The sequence below is a fragment of the Exiguobacterium sp. s78 genome (assembly GCF_018618985.1).
Taxonomy (GTDB): domain Bacteria; phylum Bacillota; class Bacilli; order Exiguobacteriales; family Exiguobacteriaceae; genus Exiguobacterium_A; species Exiguobacterium_A abrahamii.
Genome location: NZ_JACSNB010000001.1, coordinates 738,232 through 756,501 on the forward strand (window position 1 = coordinate 738,232; position 18,270 = coordinate 756,501).

At 44.6% G+C, this 18,270-nt stretch carries 18 protein-coding genes and 1 other annotated feature; of the genes, 16 read left to right on the top strand and 2 right to left on the bottom strand.

Annotated elements, in window-relative coordinates:
- Window position 1 precedes the first annotated feature (1 nt).
- The 11 genes from KNQ18_RS03595 (at window position 2) to KNQ18_RS03645 (ending at window position 10,243) form a co-directional block, all read left to right on the top strand.
- On the top strand, window positions 2-289 hold the full coding sequence (locus tag KNQ18_RS03595) for a DUF1292 domain-containing protein (RefSeq protein WP_023468909.1): 288 nt from the start codon (window positions 2-4) through the stop codon (window positions 287-289).
- On the top strand, window positions 276-569 hold the full coding sequence (locus KNQ18_RS03600; RefSeq protein WP_023468908.1) for a DUF1292 domain-containing protein: 294 nt from the start codon (window positions 276-278) through the stop codon (window positions 567-569). Before KNQ18_RS03595 ends, KNQ18_RS03600 begins: the two co-directional genes overlap by 14 nt.
- Window positions 570-647: 78 nt before the next feature.
- On the top strand, window positions 648-1,796 hold the full coding sequence (mltG, locus tag KNQ18_RS03605) for an endolytic transglycosylase MltG (RefSeq protein WP_215083858.1): 1,149 nt from the start codon (window positions 648-650) through the stop codon (window positions 1,794-1,796).
- Between the two features lie 71 nt (window positions 1,797-1,867).
- Window positions 1,868-2,506 (top strand): O-methyltransferase, encoded by a 639-nt coding sequence (locus tag KNQ18_RS03610; RefSeq protein ID WP_081834729.1) that lies wholly within the window; start codon window positions 1,868-1,870, stop codon window positions 2,504-2,506.
- 16 nt (window positions 2,507-2,522) lie between these two features.
- On the top strand, window positions 2,523-3,170 hold the full coding sequence (gene udk / locus KNQ18_RS03615) for a uridine kinase (RefSeq protein ID WP_215083859.1): 648 nt from the start codon (window positions 2,523-2,525) through the stop codon (window positions 3,168-3,170).
- Window positions 3,171-3,226: 56 nt separating this feature from the next.
- Entirely contained in the window at window positions 3,227-3,700 is a 474-nt protein-coding gene (greA, locus tag KNQ18_RS03620) for a transcription elongation factor GreA (protein WP_023468904.1), read from the top strand.
- Window positions 3,701-3,752: 52 nt separating this feature from the next.
- The gene (gene mtnN / locus KNQ18_RS03625) at window positions 3,753-4,451 is read left to right on the top strand and encodes a 5'-methylthioadenosine/S-adenosylhomocysteine nucleosidase (RefSeq protein WP_023468903.1); all 699 of its coding nucleotides are present in this window, start codon (window positions 3,753-3,755) and stop codon (window positions 4,449-4,451) included.
- A gap of 106 nt (window positions 4,452-4,557) precedes the next feature.
- Window positions 4,558-5,502 carry a beta-ketoacyl-ACP synthase III gene (locus tag KNQ18_RS03630; protein ID WP_050677578.1) on the top strand — a complete coding sequence of 315 codons (945 nt, stop codon included), beginning with the start codon at window positions 4,558-4,560 and terminating at the stop codon, window positions 5,500-5,502.
- A gap of 1 nt (window position 5,503) precedes the next feature.
- Complete coding sequence (gene fabF / locus KNQ18_RS03635) at window positions 5,504-6,742, top strand: beta-ketoacyl-ACP synthase II (RefSeq protein WP_050677577.1); 1,239 nt, start codon at window positions 5,504-5,506, stop codon at window positions 6,740-6,742.
- Between the two features lie 226 nt (window positions 6,743-6,968).
- Window positions 6,969-8,396, top strand: coding sequence for a peptide ABC transporter substrate-binding protein (locus tag KNQ18_RS03640; protein ID WP_215083860.1), 1,428 nt, complete (start codon window positions 6,969-6,971; stop codon window positions 8,394-8,396).
- 203 nt (window positions 8,397-8,599) lie between these two features.
- Window positions 8,600-10,243 (top strand): peptide ABC transporter substrate-binding protein, encoded by a 1,644-nt coding sequence (locus tag KNQ18_RS03645; protein ID WP_215083862.1) that lies wholly within the window; start codon window positions 8,600-8,602, stop codon window positions 10,241-10,243.
- Between the two features lie 97 nt (window positions 10,244-10,340).
- Here the strand turns inward: KNQ18_RS03645 and trpS are convergent, their stop codons facing one another.
- Window positions 10,341-11,342, bottom strand: coding sequence for a tryptophan--tRNA ligase (gene trpS, locus KNQ18_RS03650; protein ID WP_149427655.1), 1,002 nt, complete (start codon window positions 11,340-11,342; stop codon window positions 10,341-10,343).
- Window positions 11,343-11,393: 51 nt separating this feature from the next.
- Window positions 11,394-11,599: a binding site (T-box leader), on the bottom strand.
- A 56-nt stretch (window positions 11,600-11,655) separates the two neighbouring features.
- Window positions 11,656-12,036, bottom strand: coding sequence for a DUF3899 domain-containing protein (locus KNQ18_RS03655; RefSeq protein WP_029342197.1), 381 nt, complete (start codon window positions 12,034-12,036; stop codon window positions 11,656-11,658).
- A gap of 271 nt (window positions 12,037-12,307) precedes the next feature.
- On the opposite strand from KNQ18_RS03655, the gene KNQ18_RS03660 reads away from it, so the two are divergent.
- The 5 genes from KNQ18_RS03660 (at window position 12,308) to KNQ18_RS03680 (ending at window position 18,268) form a co-directional block, all read left to right on the top strand.
- Window positions 12,308-13,921, top strand: a complete 1,614-nt coding sequence (locus tag KNQ18_RS03660) for a peptide ABC transporter substrate-binding protein (RefSeq protein ID WP_215083864.1) — start codon at window positions 12,308-12,310, stop codon at window positions 13,919-13,921.
- Window positions 13,922-14,256: 335 nt separating this feature from the next.
- Window positions 14,257-15,183 (top strand): oligopeptide ABC transporter permease, encoded by a 927-nt coding sequence (opp3b, locus tag KNQ18_RS03665; RefSeq protein ID WP_215083866.1) that lies wholly within the window; start codon window positions 14,257-14,259, stop codon window positions 15,181-15,183.
- Window positions 15,183-16,214 (top strand): oligopeptide ABC transporter permease, encoded by a 1,032-nt coding sequence (opp3C, locus tag KNQ18_RS03670; RefSeq protein WP_215083867.1) that lies wholly within the window; start codon window positions 15,183-15,185, stop codon window positions 16,212-16,214. The genes opp3b and opp3C overlap by 1 nt, the downstream gene beginning before the upstream one ends.
- A gap of 27 nt (window positions 16,215-16,241) precedes the next feature.
- On the top strand, window positions 16,242-17,315 hold the full coding sequence (locus KNQ18_RS03675; protein ID WP_029342201.1) for an ABC transporter ATP-binding protein: 1,074 nt from the start codon (window positions 16,242-16,244) through the stop codon (window positions 17,313-17,315).
- The gene (locus tag KNQ18_RS03680; RefSeq protein WP_029342202.1) at window positions 17,315-18,268 is read left to right on the top strand and encodes an ABC transporter ATP-binding protein; all 954 of its coding nucleotides are present in this window, start codon (window positions 17,315-17,317) and stop codon (window positions 18,266-18,268) included. The genes KNQ18_RS03675 and KNQ18_RS03680 overlap by 1 nt, the downstream gene beginning before the upstream one ends.
- Window positions 18,269-18,270 lie beyond the last annotated feature (2 nt).

Consider the following 18,270-nt stretch of genomic DNA (forward strand, 5'->3'; position numbering starts at 1 on the left):
GATGGCTGAAGAAAAACGTCAGTATCTCTTTCCAGATGAAGAGGGCGGCGAACATCTTTTCGAAGAATGGTACCGTTACTCGAGTGAACGTACAGGAAAAACCTATCTGTTTCTTGAAATGATCGGTAACCCTGACGAAGGAGCAGATGATCTGATCATCTGTGAGATCGATGAATATGGAGAAGGCGAAGATGATTTCGAATTGAGCCTGATCGATGAAAATGATGAGCAAACTTGGGATGAACTCGAGCTTGCGTTAAAGGAGCGGATCACTGATGCAACAGAATGAACCAACACGTTACGTAATTCCGGACGGCGAAGGAAATGATTTCGAATTCGTAGAACGTCTGCGTTATGAAAGCCCACGTTCGAGCAAGACATACATCTTCCTCGAGCCAATCGGAGCAGACTATGACGAAGCAGAAGAAGTCGACATCTTCGTTTACGAACTCGACGAATACGGTGATGGAGACAACGACTTCAACCTCGTACCAATCGATGAAGACGATACAGCGACTTGGGATGAAATCGAAGAAGTCTTTAACACGCTCGAAGACCAGTTAGACTAACCCGACTCATGACAGGTGACGTCGTAAGAGACTTTCTCTTACGATGTCACCTTGTTTTAAGAGAAGAAGGAGGAACCGATGGAGAACGAATGGAAGCAAAATGCTGAAATCGAAAAAAGGCGACGCCGGACATCACGCCGGATTACGCTAATCATCCTTTCTGTATTGTTGACGATTTTTCTAGTTGCCAGTGCGGTCGTCTATGTCTTTTTGAAAAATGCGCTTGAACCAGTCGATGAAACAGCGACGAAATCCGTCAAAGTCGAAATTCCTTTAGGAGCAGGGACGAGTTCGATTGCTTCTTTACTAAAGGAAAAAGACTTGATTGCAAACGAGACGATTTTCCGTTACTACGTCCGTTACAAGAATGAATCGTCATTCCAGGCGGGTACGTATACACTGTCACAAGCCATGTCCCCGGATGAAATCATCAATGAATTAAAGACGGGAACGGTCATGAAGGCAGCAGATGTGAAAATCACGTTACCTGAAGGTATCACGATGGATCGTCAAATCGCTTTGATCGCGAAAGCAACGAACTTCAAAGAAGAAACAGTCCGCAAAGAATTGACGGATGCGACATTCATCGACAGCATGATTGAAAAATATCCTATGTTGACGGATGAAGTGAAGAAGAATGGCGTTCTGTATGCACTTGAAGGATACCTCTTCCCAGCAACGTATGAGTTTGATAAAGGAAAAAGTATTGATCAAATCGTCGAGACGATGCTCGATGAAACAGAAAAAGTCTACGATGAGAATGAGGATGCCATTCAAAAATCAGGCATGACCTTCCATGAAGTACTCAGTCTCGGTTCCATGGTCGAGCGTGAAGCGGCGACACCAGATGATCGTCGTGAAATCGCTGGTGTCTTCAAAAATCGATTGGATGACGGCATGAAGTTACAGTCGGATCCAACGGTTTGGTATGGCACAGGTGAAAATACGGCCTTAACGACGCTGAAGGATCTCGAGAATAATTCGAAATACAATACGTATAAGTACGAAGGCATTCCGATCGGTCCGATTTCAACGGTCAGTAAGGATTCGGTACTTGCCGTGTTAAATCCGAATAAAACGAAATATGTCTATTTCTTCGCCCGTCCACCAAGTGATAAATATCCACGAGGACAGATTCTATACGAAGAGACATATGAAGAACATCAACGAAACGTCGTTAAGTATAAGCCGGAATGGGTCGAATACGAAGCGAGTAAAGAGCAATGAGCAACGGGTTGGGTTGAAGCGGGAAGTTCGCTTCAAGTCAACCTGTTTATGCGGAAGAGGGAGTGAATGGCGTGAATGATTTCACGACCTATGTCGAATCAATGATTCATCCTCGAGATGCTCTGTTAGAAGAAATGGAGCGTTATGCGGAAGAAAATCATATACCAATCATCGAACTGACCGGTTCCGAAGTCTTGTTATCGCTCCTGCGGTTACAACAACCGAAGCGCATTCTAGAAGTCGGAACCGCAATCGGATATAGTGCGATTCGGATGGCGCGTGCGCTACCCGATGCGCGGATTACGACGATTGAACGAAATGCGAAGCGGTATGAAGAAGCAAAAACCTTCATCGCCCGGTCAGATGTGGCGGACCGGATTGACATCATTTTCGGTGATGCAGTAGAATTAGCCGAAACGCTTGAAGACCAGTTCGATGCGGTCTTCATTGATGCCGCTAAAGGACAGTATAAAAAATTCTTTGCAGGATATGGGCGACTCATTCCTGAGGGCGGCGTGCTCTATACGGATAATCTCTTCTTACACGGAGATGTCCTCGAGTCTGATCCGAAGACATTCGATCGAAGAAGACGTCGACTCGTGCGTCTCGTCAAGGAATTCACGGTCTGGATGATGGAACAAGAACAATACGATACGACGATTTTTCCGCTCGGTGACGGTGTATCCGTCAGTCGGAAAAAGTCGAAATGATGGAGGAACGAATGACATGCAAAAACCGGTAGTAATTGGCGTAGCGGGCGGAACGGGTTCAGGGAAGACGACGGTGGCGCGTTCACTCGTCGATGCGTTCCCAAGTGAATCAATCGTCATGATTGAGCAGGACGCGTATTATAAAGATCAAAGTAATTTATCAATGGAGGAGCGGTATCAGACAAACTATGATCACCCGTTCGCTTTTGATAATGGTCTGTTGATCGAGCACATTCAGTCGCTCCGTGAAAACATTGCCGTTGAAAAACCGGTATATGATTATGTCGCCCACACACGGGCACAAGAAACGATTCGTCTCGAACCACGCGATGTCATCATCGTAGAAGGAATTTTAGCGCTTGAAGACGAACGGTTACGGGAACTAATGGATATCAAGGTGTTCGTCGATACGGATGCGGACGTTCGCATTCTTCGTCGGATGCAACGTGATATTAACGAACGTGGACGCTCGATCGACTCAGTCGTTGAGCAGTACACGAACGTCGTTCGTCCGATGCATCTGCAGTTCTGTGAACCAACAAAACGGTATGCGGACATCATCGTACCGGAAGGCGGCGAGAATCATGTCGCTATCGATTTACTCGTGACGAAGATTCGAGCGATTCTTGATTATCGTTCAGCACTCGATCAAAGAGGATATTGATTCCAAAAAAGATGTGAATATACTATACTAGTGGAATAAAAAGGAGCGTGACAAAAATGGCAGAAAAGCAATACTACATGACGCTTGAAGGTAAAGCGAACATTGAAAATGAATTGAATGAATTGAAGTCAGTCCGCCGGAAAGAAGTCGTCGAGAACATCAAGATCGCCCGTTCGTTCGGTGACCTTTCAGAGAACGCAGAGTACGATTCAGCAAAAGAAGAGCAAGCGATGGTCGAAGGCCGGATCGCTCAACTTGAAGAGATGCTTCGTAATGTTGCCATCATCTCAGAAGAAGAGAAGGATATCTCGGTCGTCAGTATCGGAACGACAGTCACTTTCTTAAGTGTCGAAGATAACGAAGAAGATACGTACACGATCGTCGGTAGTGCCGAAGCAGATCCGTTCACGGGTAAAATCTCGAACGAATCACCAATCGCGAAAAGTTTAATGGGGCACCAAGTCGGAGATCAAGTCTCTGTACCAGCACCAGGCGGCGAATACGCAGTAAAAATTACATCGATCAAATAAAGAACACAGGAGCCGGAGCAATCCGGCTTTCTGTTTGATGGAGGAATGAATTATGCCAATCGCAATCATCGGCGCAATGGAAGAGGAAGTCAACTTATTGCGTAATGAGTTATCAGAACGTAAAGATACAGTCATCGCAAACTATCATTTTTACGAAGGTCTTTTAAATAGCGTTCCTGTCGTCATCTTGAAGTCAGGAATCGGGAAAGTGAACGCTGCGATCGGGACGACATTATTGCTGGACCACTACAAACCAAGTGCTGTCATCAATACGGGCTCAGCAGGTGGATTCAAGGAAGGCTTAACGGTCGGGGATGTCGTCGTCTCAACAGAAGTGCGACATCACGACGTCGACGTGACGGCATTTGGATACGAATATGGACAGGTACCTGGAATGCCAGCTGCCTATCAAGCAGATCCGAAGCTTGTTGCGACAGCAGAAGCCGTCATCGAGCGGATGGATGCAATTCGCGTCGTTCATGGATTGATTGCGACAGGTGATTCGTTCATCCACGATTCAGAGCGCTCTGCTCAAATCAAGGCGCACTTCCCAGAAGTCGCAGCCGTCGAGATGGAAGCAGCACCAATCGCACAAGTCTGTCATCAGTTCGGTGTTCCGTTCGTCGTAACGCGTTCGATTTCAGATAGCGCCAATGAAGAAGCGTCACTCTCGTTTGATGAGTTCCTCGAGATTGCGTCAATCAATTCCGCTAAAATGGTCATGGAAGTCGTACGGACGTTAGCAGAATGAGGTATGGGGAAGGGCACGGGAGACCATGCTCTTCCTTTTTTCTTTGACAAAAGCAAATTAACGCTTTATATTAGTACCAGATACTAATAATAAAAGGGGATGCCTTATGAAGATCGGGATTGTAGGATTAGGAACGTCTTTGCCGTCACGCCGCGTGACGAATGATGAATTAGCAACGACGCTCGATACGAGTGATGAATGGATTCGGACACGGACAGGAATCGGGGCACGACGGATTGCAGCCGATGATGTGGATGTCACTGACTTAGCGACAGAAGCTGCTCAGAAAGCGCTTGATGATGCTGGATTGACAGTAGAGGACATCGGGTTGATCGTCGTCGGAACGGCAACAGGACGAGCATTTCCTTCTACTGCCTGTATCGTTCAAGAGCGTCTTGGAGCACGCGGAGCGACTGCATTCGATATTAGTGCGGCATGTAGTGGTTTCATCTTTGCATTACAAACAGCTGCTAGCATGTTAGCAACAGTCGAAGGAAAACATGCGCTCGTCATCGGTGCTGAAAAAATGTCGAGTATCGTCGACTGGTCAGACCGGTCAACTGCCATCTTATTTGGAGACGGTGCAGGGGCAGTCGTCATCGGACCAACTGAGCAAGCGGGTCTTAATGCCTTTGAACTTGGAACAGATGGACGCGGAGCACATTTATTATTTAAGGACATCGATGGACCGATCGAGATGAATGGTCGTGAAGTCTTTAAGTTCGCTGTTCGCAAATTACCGGAAATCGTTGAAAAAGTCATTCAAAAAGCGGATAGTACGCTCGAAGACATCGATATCTTGATTCCGCACCAAGCAAACCTACGCATCATTGATGCAGCGTGCGAACGACTGCACATACCGCAAGAGAAAGTCATCGTCACCATCGATGAGCATGCGAATACATCTGCTGCTTCAATCCCACTCGCGCTCGAAGAAGCACGTCAACAAGGACGCCTGACACCTGGTACGAAGCTCGTACTTGCTGGATTCGGTGCCGGATTGACTTGGGGAGCAGCATACATTACTTGGACTAAAGGAGAGAACACATAAGATGATGAGAAAACGCGTTGTAGTCACAGGAATCGGAGCACTGACACCAATCGGGAACGATGCCAATACATTCTGGGAAGCATTAAAAGAAGGAACGAACGGGATTCGTCCGATGGAACGTCTCGATATCGATGAGTATCCGACGAAGGTCACTGGCGAATTGCAGAACTTCGATGTGACAGAATTCATCGAGGCAAAAGAAGCACGTAAGATGGATCGATTCGTTCATTACTCACTCGTTGCAAGCATGGAAGCTGTCCAAGATGCTGGAATCGACATCAAGTCGATTGCTGAACGTGCAGGTGTGTGGATTGGATCAGGAATCGGTGGCGTTGAGACAATCGAGAAACAAGCAAAAATTTACTTTGAGCGTGGACATCGTCGTGTCAGCCCGTTCTTCATTCCGATGATGATTCCGAACATGGCAAGCGGTCAGGTATCAATCTATACCGGAGCCAAGGGACCGAATAATTGTTCTGTCACTGCATGTGCTTCAGGAACGAATGCCATCGGGGAAGCACTTCGTGTCATCGAACGGGGTGATGCAGATGTCATGATCGCTGGTGGAGCGGAAGCGCCAATCACGAACTTAGCATTTGCTGGTTTTTGTTCCAACAAAGCGATGTCAACGAATCACGATCCTGAGACAGCAAGCCGTCCGTTTGACGAAGGACGTGATGGATTCGTCATGGGAGAAGGGGCAGGCATCTTGATTCTTGAAGAGTACGAGCATGCGGTCGCACGTGGGGCGAAAATCTATGCTGAAGTCAGCGGGTATGGATTAACAGCTGACGCCTACCACATCACAGCTCCAGATCCAGATGGAGACGGTGGAGCGCGTGCGATGGCGATGGCAATCCAAGATGCAGGCATCGCACCAGAAGCAGTCGGATACATCAATGCACACGGAACGAGTACACCGATGAACGACATTCTTGAAACCAAAGCGATCCACAGTGTCTTCGGGGAACAGGCAAAACAACTCGTCGTCAACTCGACGAAATCGATGATTGGTCACTTGCTTGGTGGCGCAGGCGGCGTCGAGGCGATTGCGACGATCAAATCGTTACAAGAACAAACCGTCCACCCAACGATTCATCTCAAACAGCCGAGTGAAGGCTGTGATCTTGATTACGTGACGGAAGGTGCACGGAGCGTTGAATTGAATTACGCCCTGAGCAATTCGCTTGGGTTCGGTGGACACAACGCATCACTCGTCTTCAAACGTTACGAAGCTTAAGCTTAAGCGATTCCCTTGGAAAAACGAGGGGGTCGCTTTTTTGCTGATTTTCTGATTCAATAAAGAAATGCGTGTTTGACGCAGAAAGGAGTCGTTTATGACTAACATCACAAGAAAAACATCAATCATGATACTGATCCTATTTTTATTGATTGGTCTCAGTGGTACGCTCATATACCGTCTATCATCATCTCAAAAAACGAAAACAGATCAGGAGTCACAAGCAGTGAAGGTTGAATTAATTGAATCATCACTTCCGAAGACATCCGATATTGCGTTAGCGACGGATAGCCGTTCTCAGACGCTATTGGCACAACTGTATGAAGGATTATATGTCTTTACTTCTGGGACATCCGTCCGTAGAGGATTAGCACAGGATATGTCAGTCTCAAAAGATCGTCTGACGTATGCAATTCAACTCAAACAAACAAAAAATGCGCAGGGTCAGGCGATTACAGCACAAGACTTTGTCGATAGTTTTCGACGTGTCGCAGCCAATAAAACGAATTCTCCTTATGGTTTTTTATTTGAAGTGTTTGAAAATGGACGTGCCGTCAATGACGGGAAAATGAAGCCAGAGCGTCTAGGTGTTAAAGCCAAAGGACGCGATCGACTCGTCATCACGCTGAATCAGCCGGTTTCGAATCTAAAAGAATTACTCGCGATGTCTGTCTTTTATCCACAACCGGAATCCAAGAAGTGGCAGGAGCTCACTGGTAATGGTGCGTTTACTTTAGAGCAGATGTCTGAAAACGGATATAGGCTTAAGAAAAACAACCAGTATCATCAACAAAATGTTGTTACAGTCGAGGAAGTTAAAAGCCGCATCATCTCTGATCATCAGACGCAATGGAGTACGTATGAGAACAGTAAAGCAGCGATTCTTCCGTTACAAGAGAGTGTTGAGACACAAGAAGATCAAGTCTCTCGCCCAACCTATCAAAAAAAGCGGAGCGGTGTCTTTTATATCGCATTTAATCAAAAAAATGAAGCCTTCCGCGAAAAGACACTCCGAAAACGGATTGCTTACGCCTTGATGGAAAAAGAGTCCGTTCAACTTCCTTTAGGATATGCAGGCATTCCGACGAATCGATTCGTCGTCACAGATACGAACGTATTAATGACAGAACCGATACAAGTAAAAAAAGAAAACGGTAAACTACAGAAGAAACAACGAATCGAGATGCTTAACTTCGAGGACCCACTGGCGAAGCGGATTGGTCAACAACTCGAGACGTATCTTGAGAGACAGTTGCCTGATATTGATATCGTTCTTAAACCAGTTGCGATTGAAGAGAAGATCGATAAAGAACAGTCAGCGCAGTATGCGATGACGTTAACGGGATGGATGCCGGATTATCCAGGTCCACTTGCATATTTAAACCAGTTCGTCTCAGATAATCCGTTGAATTCCGTAAACTATCAATCCGACACGTACGATCAACTGATCGAAAAAGCACGGCAGGTACGAGATATGAAGAAAAAACAAGCATTGTATCATCAAGCTGAAAGGCAGTTGATCAATCAAGATGCCGTCATCGTTCCTTTGTATCAGACGACAGAGAAATTATATGTTTCTGATACGATTCAAGGAATCGAAGTACCGATTTATGGACCGGAATACCTACTTCGTGCAATGAAAATTCTAAAATAATCACTGAGCTGGGACCATTTTTTCGTGAGGTCCCAGTCTTTTTTGAAAAAATATTTAGAAAAATCGGATAAAAGGTTTGCAAAATTATCAGAACATTGTAAACTATTTGTAACGAAGGGTTTGATTCGAATATAGTAATTCTTTTTTTTTCGGTCAAAAACCTGACAGTATCATTTTTAGAAACCTAGGGGGGTCATCGTAACATGAAGAAGAAAAGTTTTGCTTTAGCTACATCGGTAGCTCTCGTATCAAGTGCGTTCCTCGCAGCTTGTTCGACAACGGATTCAGGCGACAAATCGGGCGACACAGGTTCAGACAAAAAATCTAGTGATCAAACACTTAACTTGATCGAAGGTTCGGATATCCCGACACTTAACCCGACGACTTCAACAGACTCGGTTTCATTCAACGTGTTGAACAACACGATGGAAGGTCTTTACCGTCTTGATGACAAACAGCAACCAACGCCAGGTATCGCTGAAAGTCATACAGTCTCAGATGACAAATTAACATACACGTTCAAATTACGTGATGCGAAATGGTCTGACGGTACTCCAATCACAGCTAAAGACTTCGAATATGCATGGAAAGAAGTTCTCAACCCGGAGAACGCTTCACAGTATGCATACGTCTTCTACAACATCGAAGGTGCAGAAGAGTACAATACGAAAAAAGGCGAGCGTGATGCTGTCGGCGTCAAAGCAATCGACGACAAAACGTTCGAAGTTAAGTTAAAAGCACCTGCAGATTACTTCCTCGGACTCACTGGATTCGGTCCATTCATGCCGAAATCAGAAGAACTCTCGAAGAAGATCGGGAAAGACTTCGGTTCGACTGCAGACAAGTCGCTCTATAACGGACCATTCAAATTAACAGAGTGGACACGTGAGCAAGGCTGGAAAATGGTCAAAAACGATAACTACTGGGATAAAGATGCCGTTAAACTTAAAACGATCAACGTTAAGGTCGTTAAAGAGACAGCGACAGGCGTTAACTTGTACGAAAAAGGTGATATCGATCGCACAGGTTTAACATCTGAGTTCGTTGCCCAGTTCAAAGATAATAAAGAATTCAAAACAAAAGGTGAATCAACAATCTTCTACCTCTACCTCAACACGAAGGTAAAAGCGCTTGATAACGAAAAAATCCGTCGCGCAATCGACATGGGTTACGATAAAAAAGGGATCACGGATGTCATCCTCGCAAACGGATCACTTCCAGCGAACTATCTCGTACCAAAAGATTTCGCGAAAGATGCTGACGGAAAAGATTTCCGCGACAAGTACCCTGGATTCAATGAATTCAATGCTGACGAAGCGAAAAAACTTTGGGAAGAGGGTCTCAAAGAAATTGGTCAAAAATCGGTTGATCTTGAGCTCTTGAACTATGATAGCGATGATTCGAAGAAAATCGGTGAGTTCTTGAAAGGTGAACTTGAGAAAAACCTTCCAGGTATGAAGGTCACAATCAAACAACAACCATTCAAAAACAAACTTGATCTTGAAAATAAAGGGGACTTCCAATTCTCGCTCGCGGGCTGGGGACCTGACTACCAAGATCCAATGACGTTCCTCGATCTCTTCGTCACAGGCGGACCATACAACCGTGGTAAGTGGTCAAATGAAGAGTATGATAAACTCATCAAAGATGCTCAAACACAAACAGATGCAACGAAACGTTGGTCTGAATTGCAAGAAGCTGAGAAAATCCTTCTCGACTCTGCAGCAATCTCACCTGTTTATCAGCGTGGACGTGCATTCCTCGTTAAACCATACGTCAAAGGTGTCGTCGAGCATAACTTCGGCGCAGACTTCTCGTACAAATGGGCTTCGATCGAAGGAAAATAAGCAAAATAAAAACTGCTTCCGATTTAATTCGGAAGCAGTTTTTTGTTTGAAAATATCAAAAAAGATCGGAGCATTCCGATCTCTTTTGGAAGAAGACTTATTTTTTTACCTTAGCACGTTTCCGTTGTAAACCCATTGCCTTCTCGATTTTCGCGATCTTTTTAGCAGCAACGGCTTCAGCACGGTCACGCCCAGCGTCAAGAATCTGATCGAGTTCTTCAGAATCAATCAATTCATAGTAGCGTTGTTGAATCGGTTCAAGTTCCGAAATGATAGCTTCCGCGACATCTGCTTTAAATGTTCCGTAGTTTGAACCTTCGTATTTGGTTTCGAGATCAGGAATCGAGATGCCAGCGAGTAAAGAGTAGATCTCAAGCAAATTCGATACACCTGGTTTGTTTTCGCGATCGAATTTGACGATACCTTCCGAGTCCGTGACGGCTGACTTCACTTTTTTACGAATGACATCTGGTGCGTCAAGCATCGAGATGAAGCCCTTCGGATTCTGATCAGATTTTGACATCTTTTTGTCTGGCGTCGTCAGGCTCATGATTCGTGCTCCTGACTCAGCGATGATTGGTTCTGGTAATGTGAACGTCTCATAGTAACGACTATTAAAACGTTGAGCCAAGTCACGCGTTAACTCAATATGTTGTTTTTGATCATCACCGACTGGAACGAGTTCCGCATCATAGAGTAGGATATCAGCTGCCATGAGTGTTGGATAGACAAACAATCCTGCACCGATTCGGTCTTTTCCTTGTGATTTATCTTTATACTGTGTCATACGCTCGAGCTCACCCATCCCGGAGAGACACGTCAACATCCAGCCGAGTTGTGCATGCGCTTTGACTTCTGATTGAACAAAGATTGTTGATTTTTCTGGATTCAGACCACTTGCGATATAAAGTGCAGCAAGGGCGCGTGTATTGTTCATCAGTTCGACACGATCGATATCGACCGTGATCGAGTGCAAGTCAACGACACAATAATACGCATCATGACCATCCTGTAAATTCACGAAGTGTTTCATCGCACCTAAGTAATTTCCGAGTGTTACTGTTCCCGTTGGTTTGATACCTGAGAAAATCGTTTTCATAATGAAATCCCTCCAAATAATAAAATCAAAATAAAAAACGCCCCTTGAAAATCAAGGGACGATTCATCGCGTTGCCACCCAAGTTGCTATTCGCATAGCCGCTCAATTTGCTGTAATGGGCAAACCCATCTGACTCTACTTGATTCGAATCAGCCACTCGAAAGTCCATTCACGTAGGCATCACCTGTCCATTTCCAGCACCATGGACTCTCTGAAAGGGATGTACCTAAGTTACTACTCTTTGTCGTCGTGTTTTCTTGTTTAATTCACTTAAGTTTACCATACGATAGAAGGTACGTCACGGTGATTTCGATTAAAAGTAAGAGATGATCAGCGATACGATGATGAAGATAATACCACTAGAAACATAGGGTTTCGTTCGGGCAGAAGCCCGGTTTTGCTTTTTACGGAGGACTTCTTCCTCTTCGTCATCATCTTCGTAGTAATCGCCATCAATTTCTCGAAGCTTCGCTTCCCGTTGTTTTTTAAATCCGGCTGTCATGCCACGGAAGAAGCCGTTAGCCGACATGTTGGAAAAGAATCCGATTGCCATAAGCAAAAAGCCTCCAATGAATAATCCACCAGATAGATGGTACAAAATACCGTGCGTCGAATCGGTGATAGTCGCCCATATCGTATAAAGTAAGACTAGAATGACCGCAATGATGACCGGTCGGAAATAGGTCGATCGCATGAAAATCCCCCTTAAATGCATTGATAACCTTAGTATACGAAATTTTTAATCCTGTTACGAATCGGTAACAAACGAATGATGCAAAATAGCAAATAGTGTGACTATTTACTTGACGTTAATGCTATTCTCACATAAAATCAATTTATCACTTCGTTTAAGTTTTTGAAACTAGGTCAATGCATTTTGGGGAATACATTGCAGTTTCGACGGGACGTTATTGATGTCATAGGCATTATGGCAACTTGGAAATTGAAAAGGAGATGACTTACCGATGAAGAAAAAAACAGTCGGTCTCGCATTATCAGTCATGCTTGCAGGAAGCGCAGTGCTTGCTGGATGTTCGACAGGTGGCGGAGACAGTGATTCAGGTTCAACAGATGGAAAGAAAAATCTACGTTTAACGGATACTTCTGACATTACGACTGTCGATCCAGCGAAAGCTACGGATTCTGTCGCTTTCAACATGATCGGGAACACGATGGAAGGTCTTTACCGTCTCGATAAAGACGGAAAAGCGATTCCAGCACTTGCAGAAAAAACAGATATCTCAAGTGATAACTTGACGTATACGTTCACACTTCGTGATTCAAAATGGTCTGATGGTTCACCCGTCAAAGCACAAGATTTCGAGTTTGCTTGGAAACGTGCTGCTGATCCGAAAACAGCATCTAGTTACTCGTACATCTTTGACACGTTAAAAAACGGCGCTGATGTTACGCAGGGTAAAAAAGCTGTCGACGAACTCGGTGTTAAAGCACTTGACGACAAAACGTTAGAAGTCAAACTCGAGCGTCCAGCACCGTATTTCCTCTCACTGACATCTTTTGGTACGTACTCACCGATCAGTGAAGACTTCTACAAAAAGAATGAAAAAGATTTCTCGCTTAAACCAGATAAATTGCTTTATAACGGTCCTTTCGTTTGGGAATCTTGGAAAACGGATTCAAAACGTGTCCTGAAGAAAAACGATAACTACTGGGATAAAGACGCTGTCAAACTCGACGAAGTTACGGTCCGTGTCGTCAAAGATTCTTCGACAGTAGCAAATCTCTATGATTCAAATGATATCGACTATGCAGGTCTGACATCCGAGCAAGTTGAAGCTTACAAATCGAAGCCTGAATTCAAGACAGCACTTCGCTCTTCAATTGCTTATCTGAAGTTCAATAACGAAGATGCAACGATGAAAAATGTTGATGCACGTAAAGCAATTGCTCGTGCCATCGATCCAAAAGGAATCACAGATACGCTTCTTGCGAACGGTTCGATTCCAACAACAAGCTTCATTCCAAAAGAATTCATCAAAGATGCGTCTGGTAAAGATTATACGAGCGACATTAACTGGTTCGACCGTGATGGAAAAGAAGCAGCTGATCTTTGGAAAAAAGCAAACGGCGATAAGAAAACGACGATTGAACTTCTTTCATTCGACAATGAAGATGCGAAGAAGATCAGTGAGTACATGAAAGGTCAAATCGAGAAAAATCTTCCGAACGTCACTGTTTCAATCAAACAACAACCGTTCAAGAATAAACTCGACCTTGAAACAAAAGGCGACTACCAGGTTTCATACTCACTTTGGGGCCCGGATTATCAGGATCCAATGTCTAACCTTTCTATCTTCGAATCAACGAATAGCCAAAACGACGTCAAGTACAAGTCTGCAGCTTATGATAAATTGTTGAACGCAGCGAATGAAGAGTCTGACTTAAACAAACGTCTCGATCTCTTCAAACAAGCGGAAGCGCAATTGATTGAGAAAGATCAAGCCATCGCGCCAATCTATCAAGCTGGTTCTGCATACTTGAGCCGTCCGACGGTTAAAGATTTCAACCGTCAAGTGTTCGGAGCAGATTTCCAATACAAATACGTTGATATTAAGTAATCGAGAATGGGAGCGTCCCCTGATCAGTTCGGGTACGCTCCTGTTTTATACTACTTTTTATGAATGGAAACTCATTTTTATCGAAAATGTGAAAGTTTCGTAAAAAAGTAGTTCTAATTACTTTGTTAGCAAAGTATAATGGAATCAAACGAAAAATTCTGACTATTGGATGAAATTAGAAAAACATCCAAGCGAACATCAAATCAAAGCACAATAAAAAAAGAATTTTTAAATTTTTATGACAAAATTCTTGAATGTTCCGACAATTGTGGGTCATACTGATTTTATTGATGTTTCGAAAAAAAACAGAAAATCTTTATAGGGGGTGCCATCTTATGGGCCGTTATTTAGCTCAACGCCTGGTTTACGGCGTACTGACGTTTTTACTCATCGCTTCGTTCACTTTCTTCCTGATGGATCTGCTACCAGGTTCACCGTTCCAAAACCAGGAGAAACTTTCTCCTGAACAGTTGAATATCCTTCGGGATAAGTACAACTTGAATGATCCACTGCCACAACGCTATGCAGCGTATATGGTTAACTTGTTCCAAGGAGATCTCGGCATTTCATTTAAATATGATAGCCGTCCGGTAACGGATTTGATCTCTGAACGAATTGGACCATCGGCTCAATTAGGAATTCAAGCATTAGTACTCGGAGTACTGTTAGGACTTGTCTTAGGTGTTATCGCGGCGCTTCGCCACAACACAGTGATCGATTACGGTGCGATGTTCGTATCGGTTATCGGAATCTCGGTGCCGTCCTTTGTATTCGCCTCACTCCTTCAATACTATGTTGGTGTGAAATGGGGCGTTTTGCCAGTCGCGTTCTGGGAAAGCCCGGCGCATACTATTTTGCCGACCGTATCGTTGTCACTTGGGGTTACAGCCTCAATTGCTCGATTCGTCCGGACAGAGATGCTAGAAGTTACGAACCAGGATTATGTCACGTTAGCTAAAGCAAAAGGCCTAGATGGTCAGTCGATTACTTGGAAACACATGGTTCGGAACGCCTTGATTCCGGCAATTACGATTCTTGGACCAATGACAGCTGCATTGATTACAGGTACGCTTGTCATTGAAAAAATCTTTGCGGTACCTGGTCTAGGCGAACTCTTCGTATCATCAATCACACAAAACGACTACACAGTCATCATGGGTACGACGTTGTTCTTCTCAGCAGTCTTCATTCTCATGATTTTGATCGTCGACTTGCTGTACGGAGTCGTTGATCCACGGATCCGTTTGGGGGGGAACAAATAATGGCTGAACAAAATTCAAATGCAAAAGCAGAACAGTTTGATTCATCGCTGTTCCAACACGTTGAGTTCAATGAACAAGCAGGCGAACGCCTTGCTGGTAAAAGCTTAAACTTCTGGCAAGATGCTTGGATGCGACTACGCAAGAACAAAGCGGCAATTCTTTCACTTGTTGTCATCGTCATCATAGCAATCATGTCATTGGTCGGACCTGCATTGTCTGGTAATGACCCTTATACCCAAACAATCACACAAGCTAAACTTCCACCTAAAATTACTGGTTTAGAATGGGCTGGTTTTGACGGTATGGCAACACTTGGCGATACGCCGATTGATTTTTATAAACAAAAACAGGTGACGGAGAACTTCTGGTTCGGAACGGATCACCTTGGTCGTGATCTTTGGTCACGTGTCTGGGAAGGAACGAAGATTTCGTTATTCATCGGTTTGATGGCAGCACTCATTGACGTTCTCGTTGGTGTCACATACGGCGGAATTTCTGCTTATTATGGTGGGCGTGTCGATAACATCATGCAACGGATTGCTGAAATTTTAACAGGTGTACCGAACTTGATCTTGATCATCTTGTTCATCTTGATTCTTGAACCAGGGATCACGACAATCATCCTCGCGATGACGATTACCGGCTGGATCGGGATGAGCCGACTTGTTCGTGGTCAAATCCTGAAACTAAAGAACCAAGAGTTTGTTCTTGCAGCACGGACACTTGGTGCTTCTAGCGCACGTTTGATTTTTAAACATTTGATTCCAAATACCTTGGGAACGATCATCATCTCACTTATGTTCACAATTCCTGGGGCGATCTTCTTCGAAGCATTCTTAAGTTTCATCGGTTTAGGACTTGCACCACCACAACCGTCACTCGGTACATTGATCAACGAAGGGTACAAAGAACTCAAAACGTTCCCATTCTTGCTCGTTGTCCCATCGACGGTCATCGTACTCCTCATGGTCAGCTTCAATATGTTGGCAGATGGACTGCGTGATGCGTTCGACCCACGTTTACGACGCTAACGGAAACTAGAGAGGAGCTCATTCACAATGGAAACTATTTTATCTGTTCGCGACCTGAATGTCGCTTTCCATACGTATGCCGGGACGGTACAAGCCGTCCGCGGTGTATCGTTTGATTTGAAAAAAGGCGAGACACTCGCAATCGTTGGTGAGTCTGGTTCTGGTAAATCGGTTACTTCAAAAGCGATCATGCGTTTGATTCCAAACCCACCAGGTGAAATCACACAAGGTGAAATCTTATTTGAAGGTCGTGACCTCGTTAAGCTTTCGGATAAAGAAATGCAAAAAGTCCGCGGTCGTGATATCGCAATGATTTTCCAAGATCCGATGACATCACTTAACCCGACGATGACGATTTATAAACAAATCGCTGAAGGATTAAAACGTCACCAAGGCTTAACAGGCGACGCAGCGAAAAAGCGTACACTCGAACTTTTGACACTCGTAGGAATTCCGAATCCAGAAGCGCGTCTGAAACAATATCCGCACCAATTATCGGGTGGGATGCGTCAACGGATCGTCATCGCAATCGCGCTTGCATGTAATCCGAAAGTGTTGATTGCCGATGAGCCGACGACTGCACTCGATGTTACGATTCAAGCTCAGATCCTTGAGTTATTGAAAGACATTCAGCAAAAAACGGGTACAGCAATCATCTTCATTACGCACGACTTAGGTGTCGTAGCGAACATGGCTGACCGTGTAGCCGTCATGTATGCTGGTAAATTGATTGAAAAAGGTACAGTAGATGAGATCTTCTATGAGCCGCGTCATCCATATACTTGGGGACTACTAGGTTCAATGCCACGTCCATCTGATGACCGTTCACAAGATCTTCCTGCGATTCCAGGAACTCCACCGAACTTGATGCATCCACCAGTCGGTGATGCGTTTGCACCGCGTAACAAATATGCGATGAAGATTGATTTCGAGAAAGAACCACCTTTCTTCAAAATCTCAGATACACACGAAGCGGCGACGTGGTTGCTACATCCACAAGCTCCATACGTCGAACCACCTGCTGCAATCCGTGACTTGGCGTTAAAATACCGTCCGGACAGCGTGTTCTCAAAATCGCTTCTGAAAGGCGGTCTGAAATAATGGAAAACCGTAATAAATTACTTGAAGTAAAAAACTTGAAGCAACATTTCAATATTGGACGTGGACGCGTCGTTAAAGCGGTTGATGGACTTTCATTTGATATCTACGAAGGCGAAGTACTTGGCCTCGTTGGAGAGTCAGGCTGTGGTAAGTCTACGACTGGTCGCTCGATCATTGGTTTATACGAAGCGACAGACGGCGAAGTCATCTTTAAAGGTGAAAACGTTCATGGTAAGAAGTCACGTAAAGACAAATTGAAATTCAACCGTGCAATGCAAATGATCTTCCAAGATCCGTATGCATCGTTAAATCCACGGATGACGGTTGGCGATATCATCGCTGAAGGAATCGATATCCATGGTTTAGCGAACTCAAAAGAAGAGCGCAATAACCGTGTATATGATTTGCTTGAAACTGTTGGTTTGACGAAAGAACACGCGAGTCGTTACCCGCACGAGTTCTCAGGTGGTCAGCGTCAACGGATTGGTATCGCACGTGCACTTGCTGTAGAGCCGGACTTCATCATTGCGGATGAGCCGATTTCAGCACTCGACGTATCGATTCAAGCCCAAGTTGTCAACTTGATGAAAAAACTACAACGTGATCGCAGTTTGACATACTTGTTCATCGCCCACGATTTATCGATGGTCAAGTATATCTCAGACCGGATTGGTGTTATGTATCAGGGTCACCTCGTTGAATTGTGTGATGCGGATCGTCTGTATGAGAATCCTGTTCATGCTTATACGAAGTCACTTTTATCTGCGATTCCACTTCCGGATCCAGAGCACGAGCGGACACGTAAACGGATCATCTTCGATCGTCCGACGAGTGGACCGGTTGGTAAATCGGATGAAGATTCGAGCATTCCACCTCTTCGTGAAATCGAGCCTGGTCACTTCGTTTCGATGACGGATGCAGAACTTGAAGCGTACCAAGCGCAACTCGTATAATT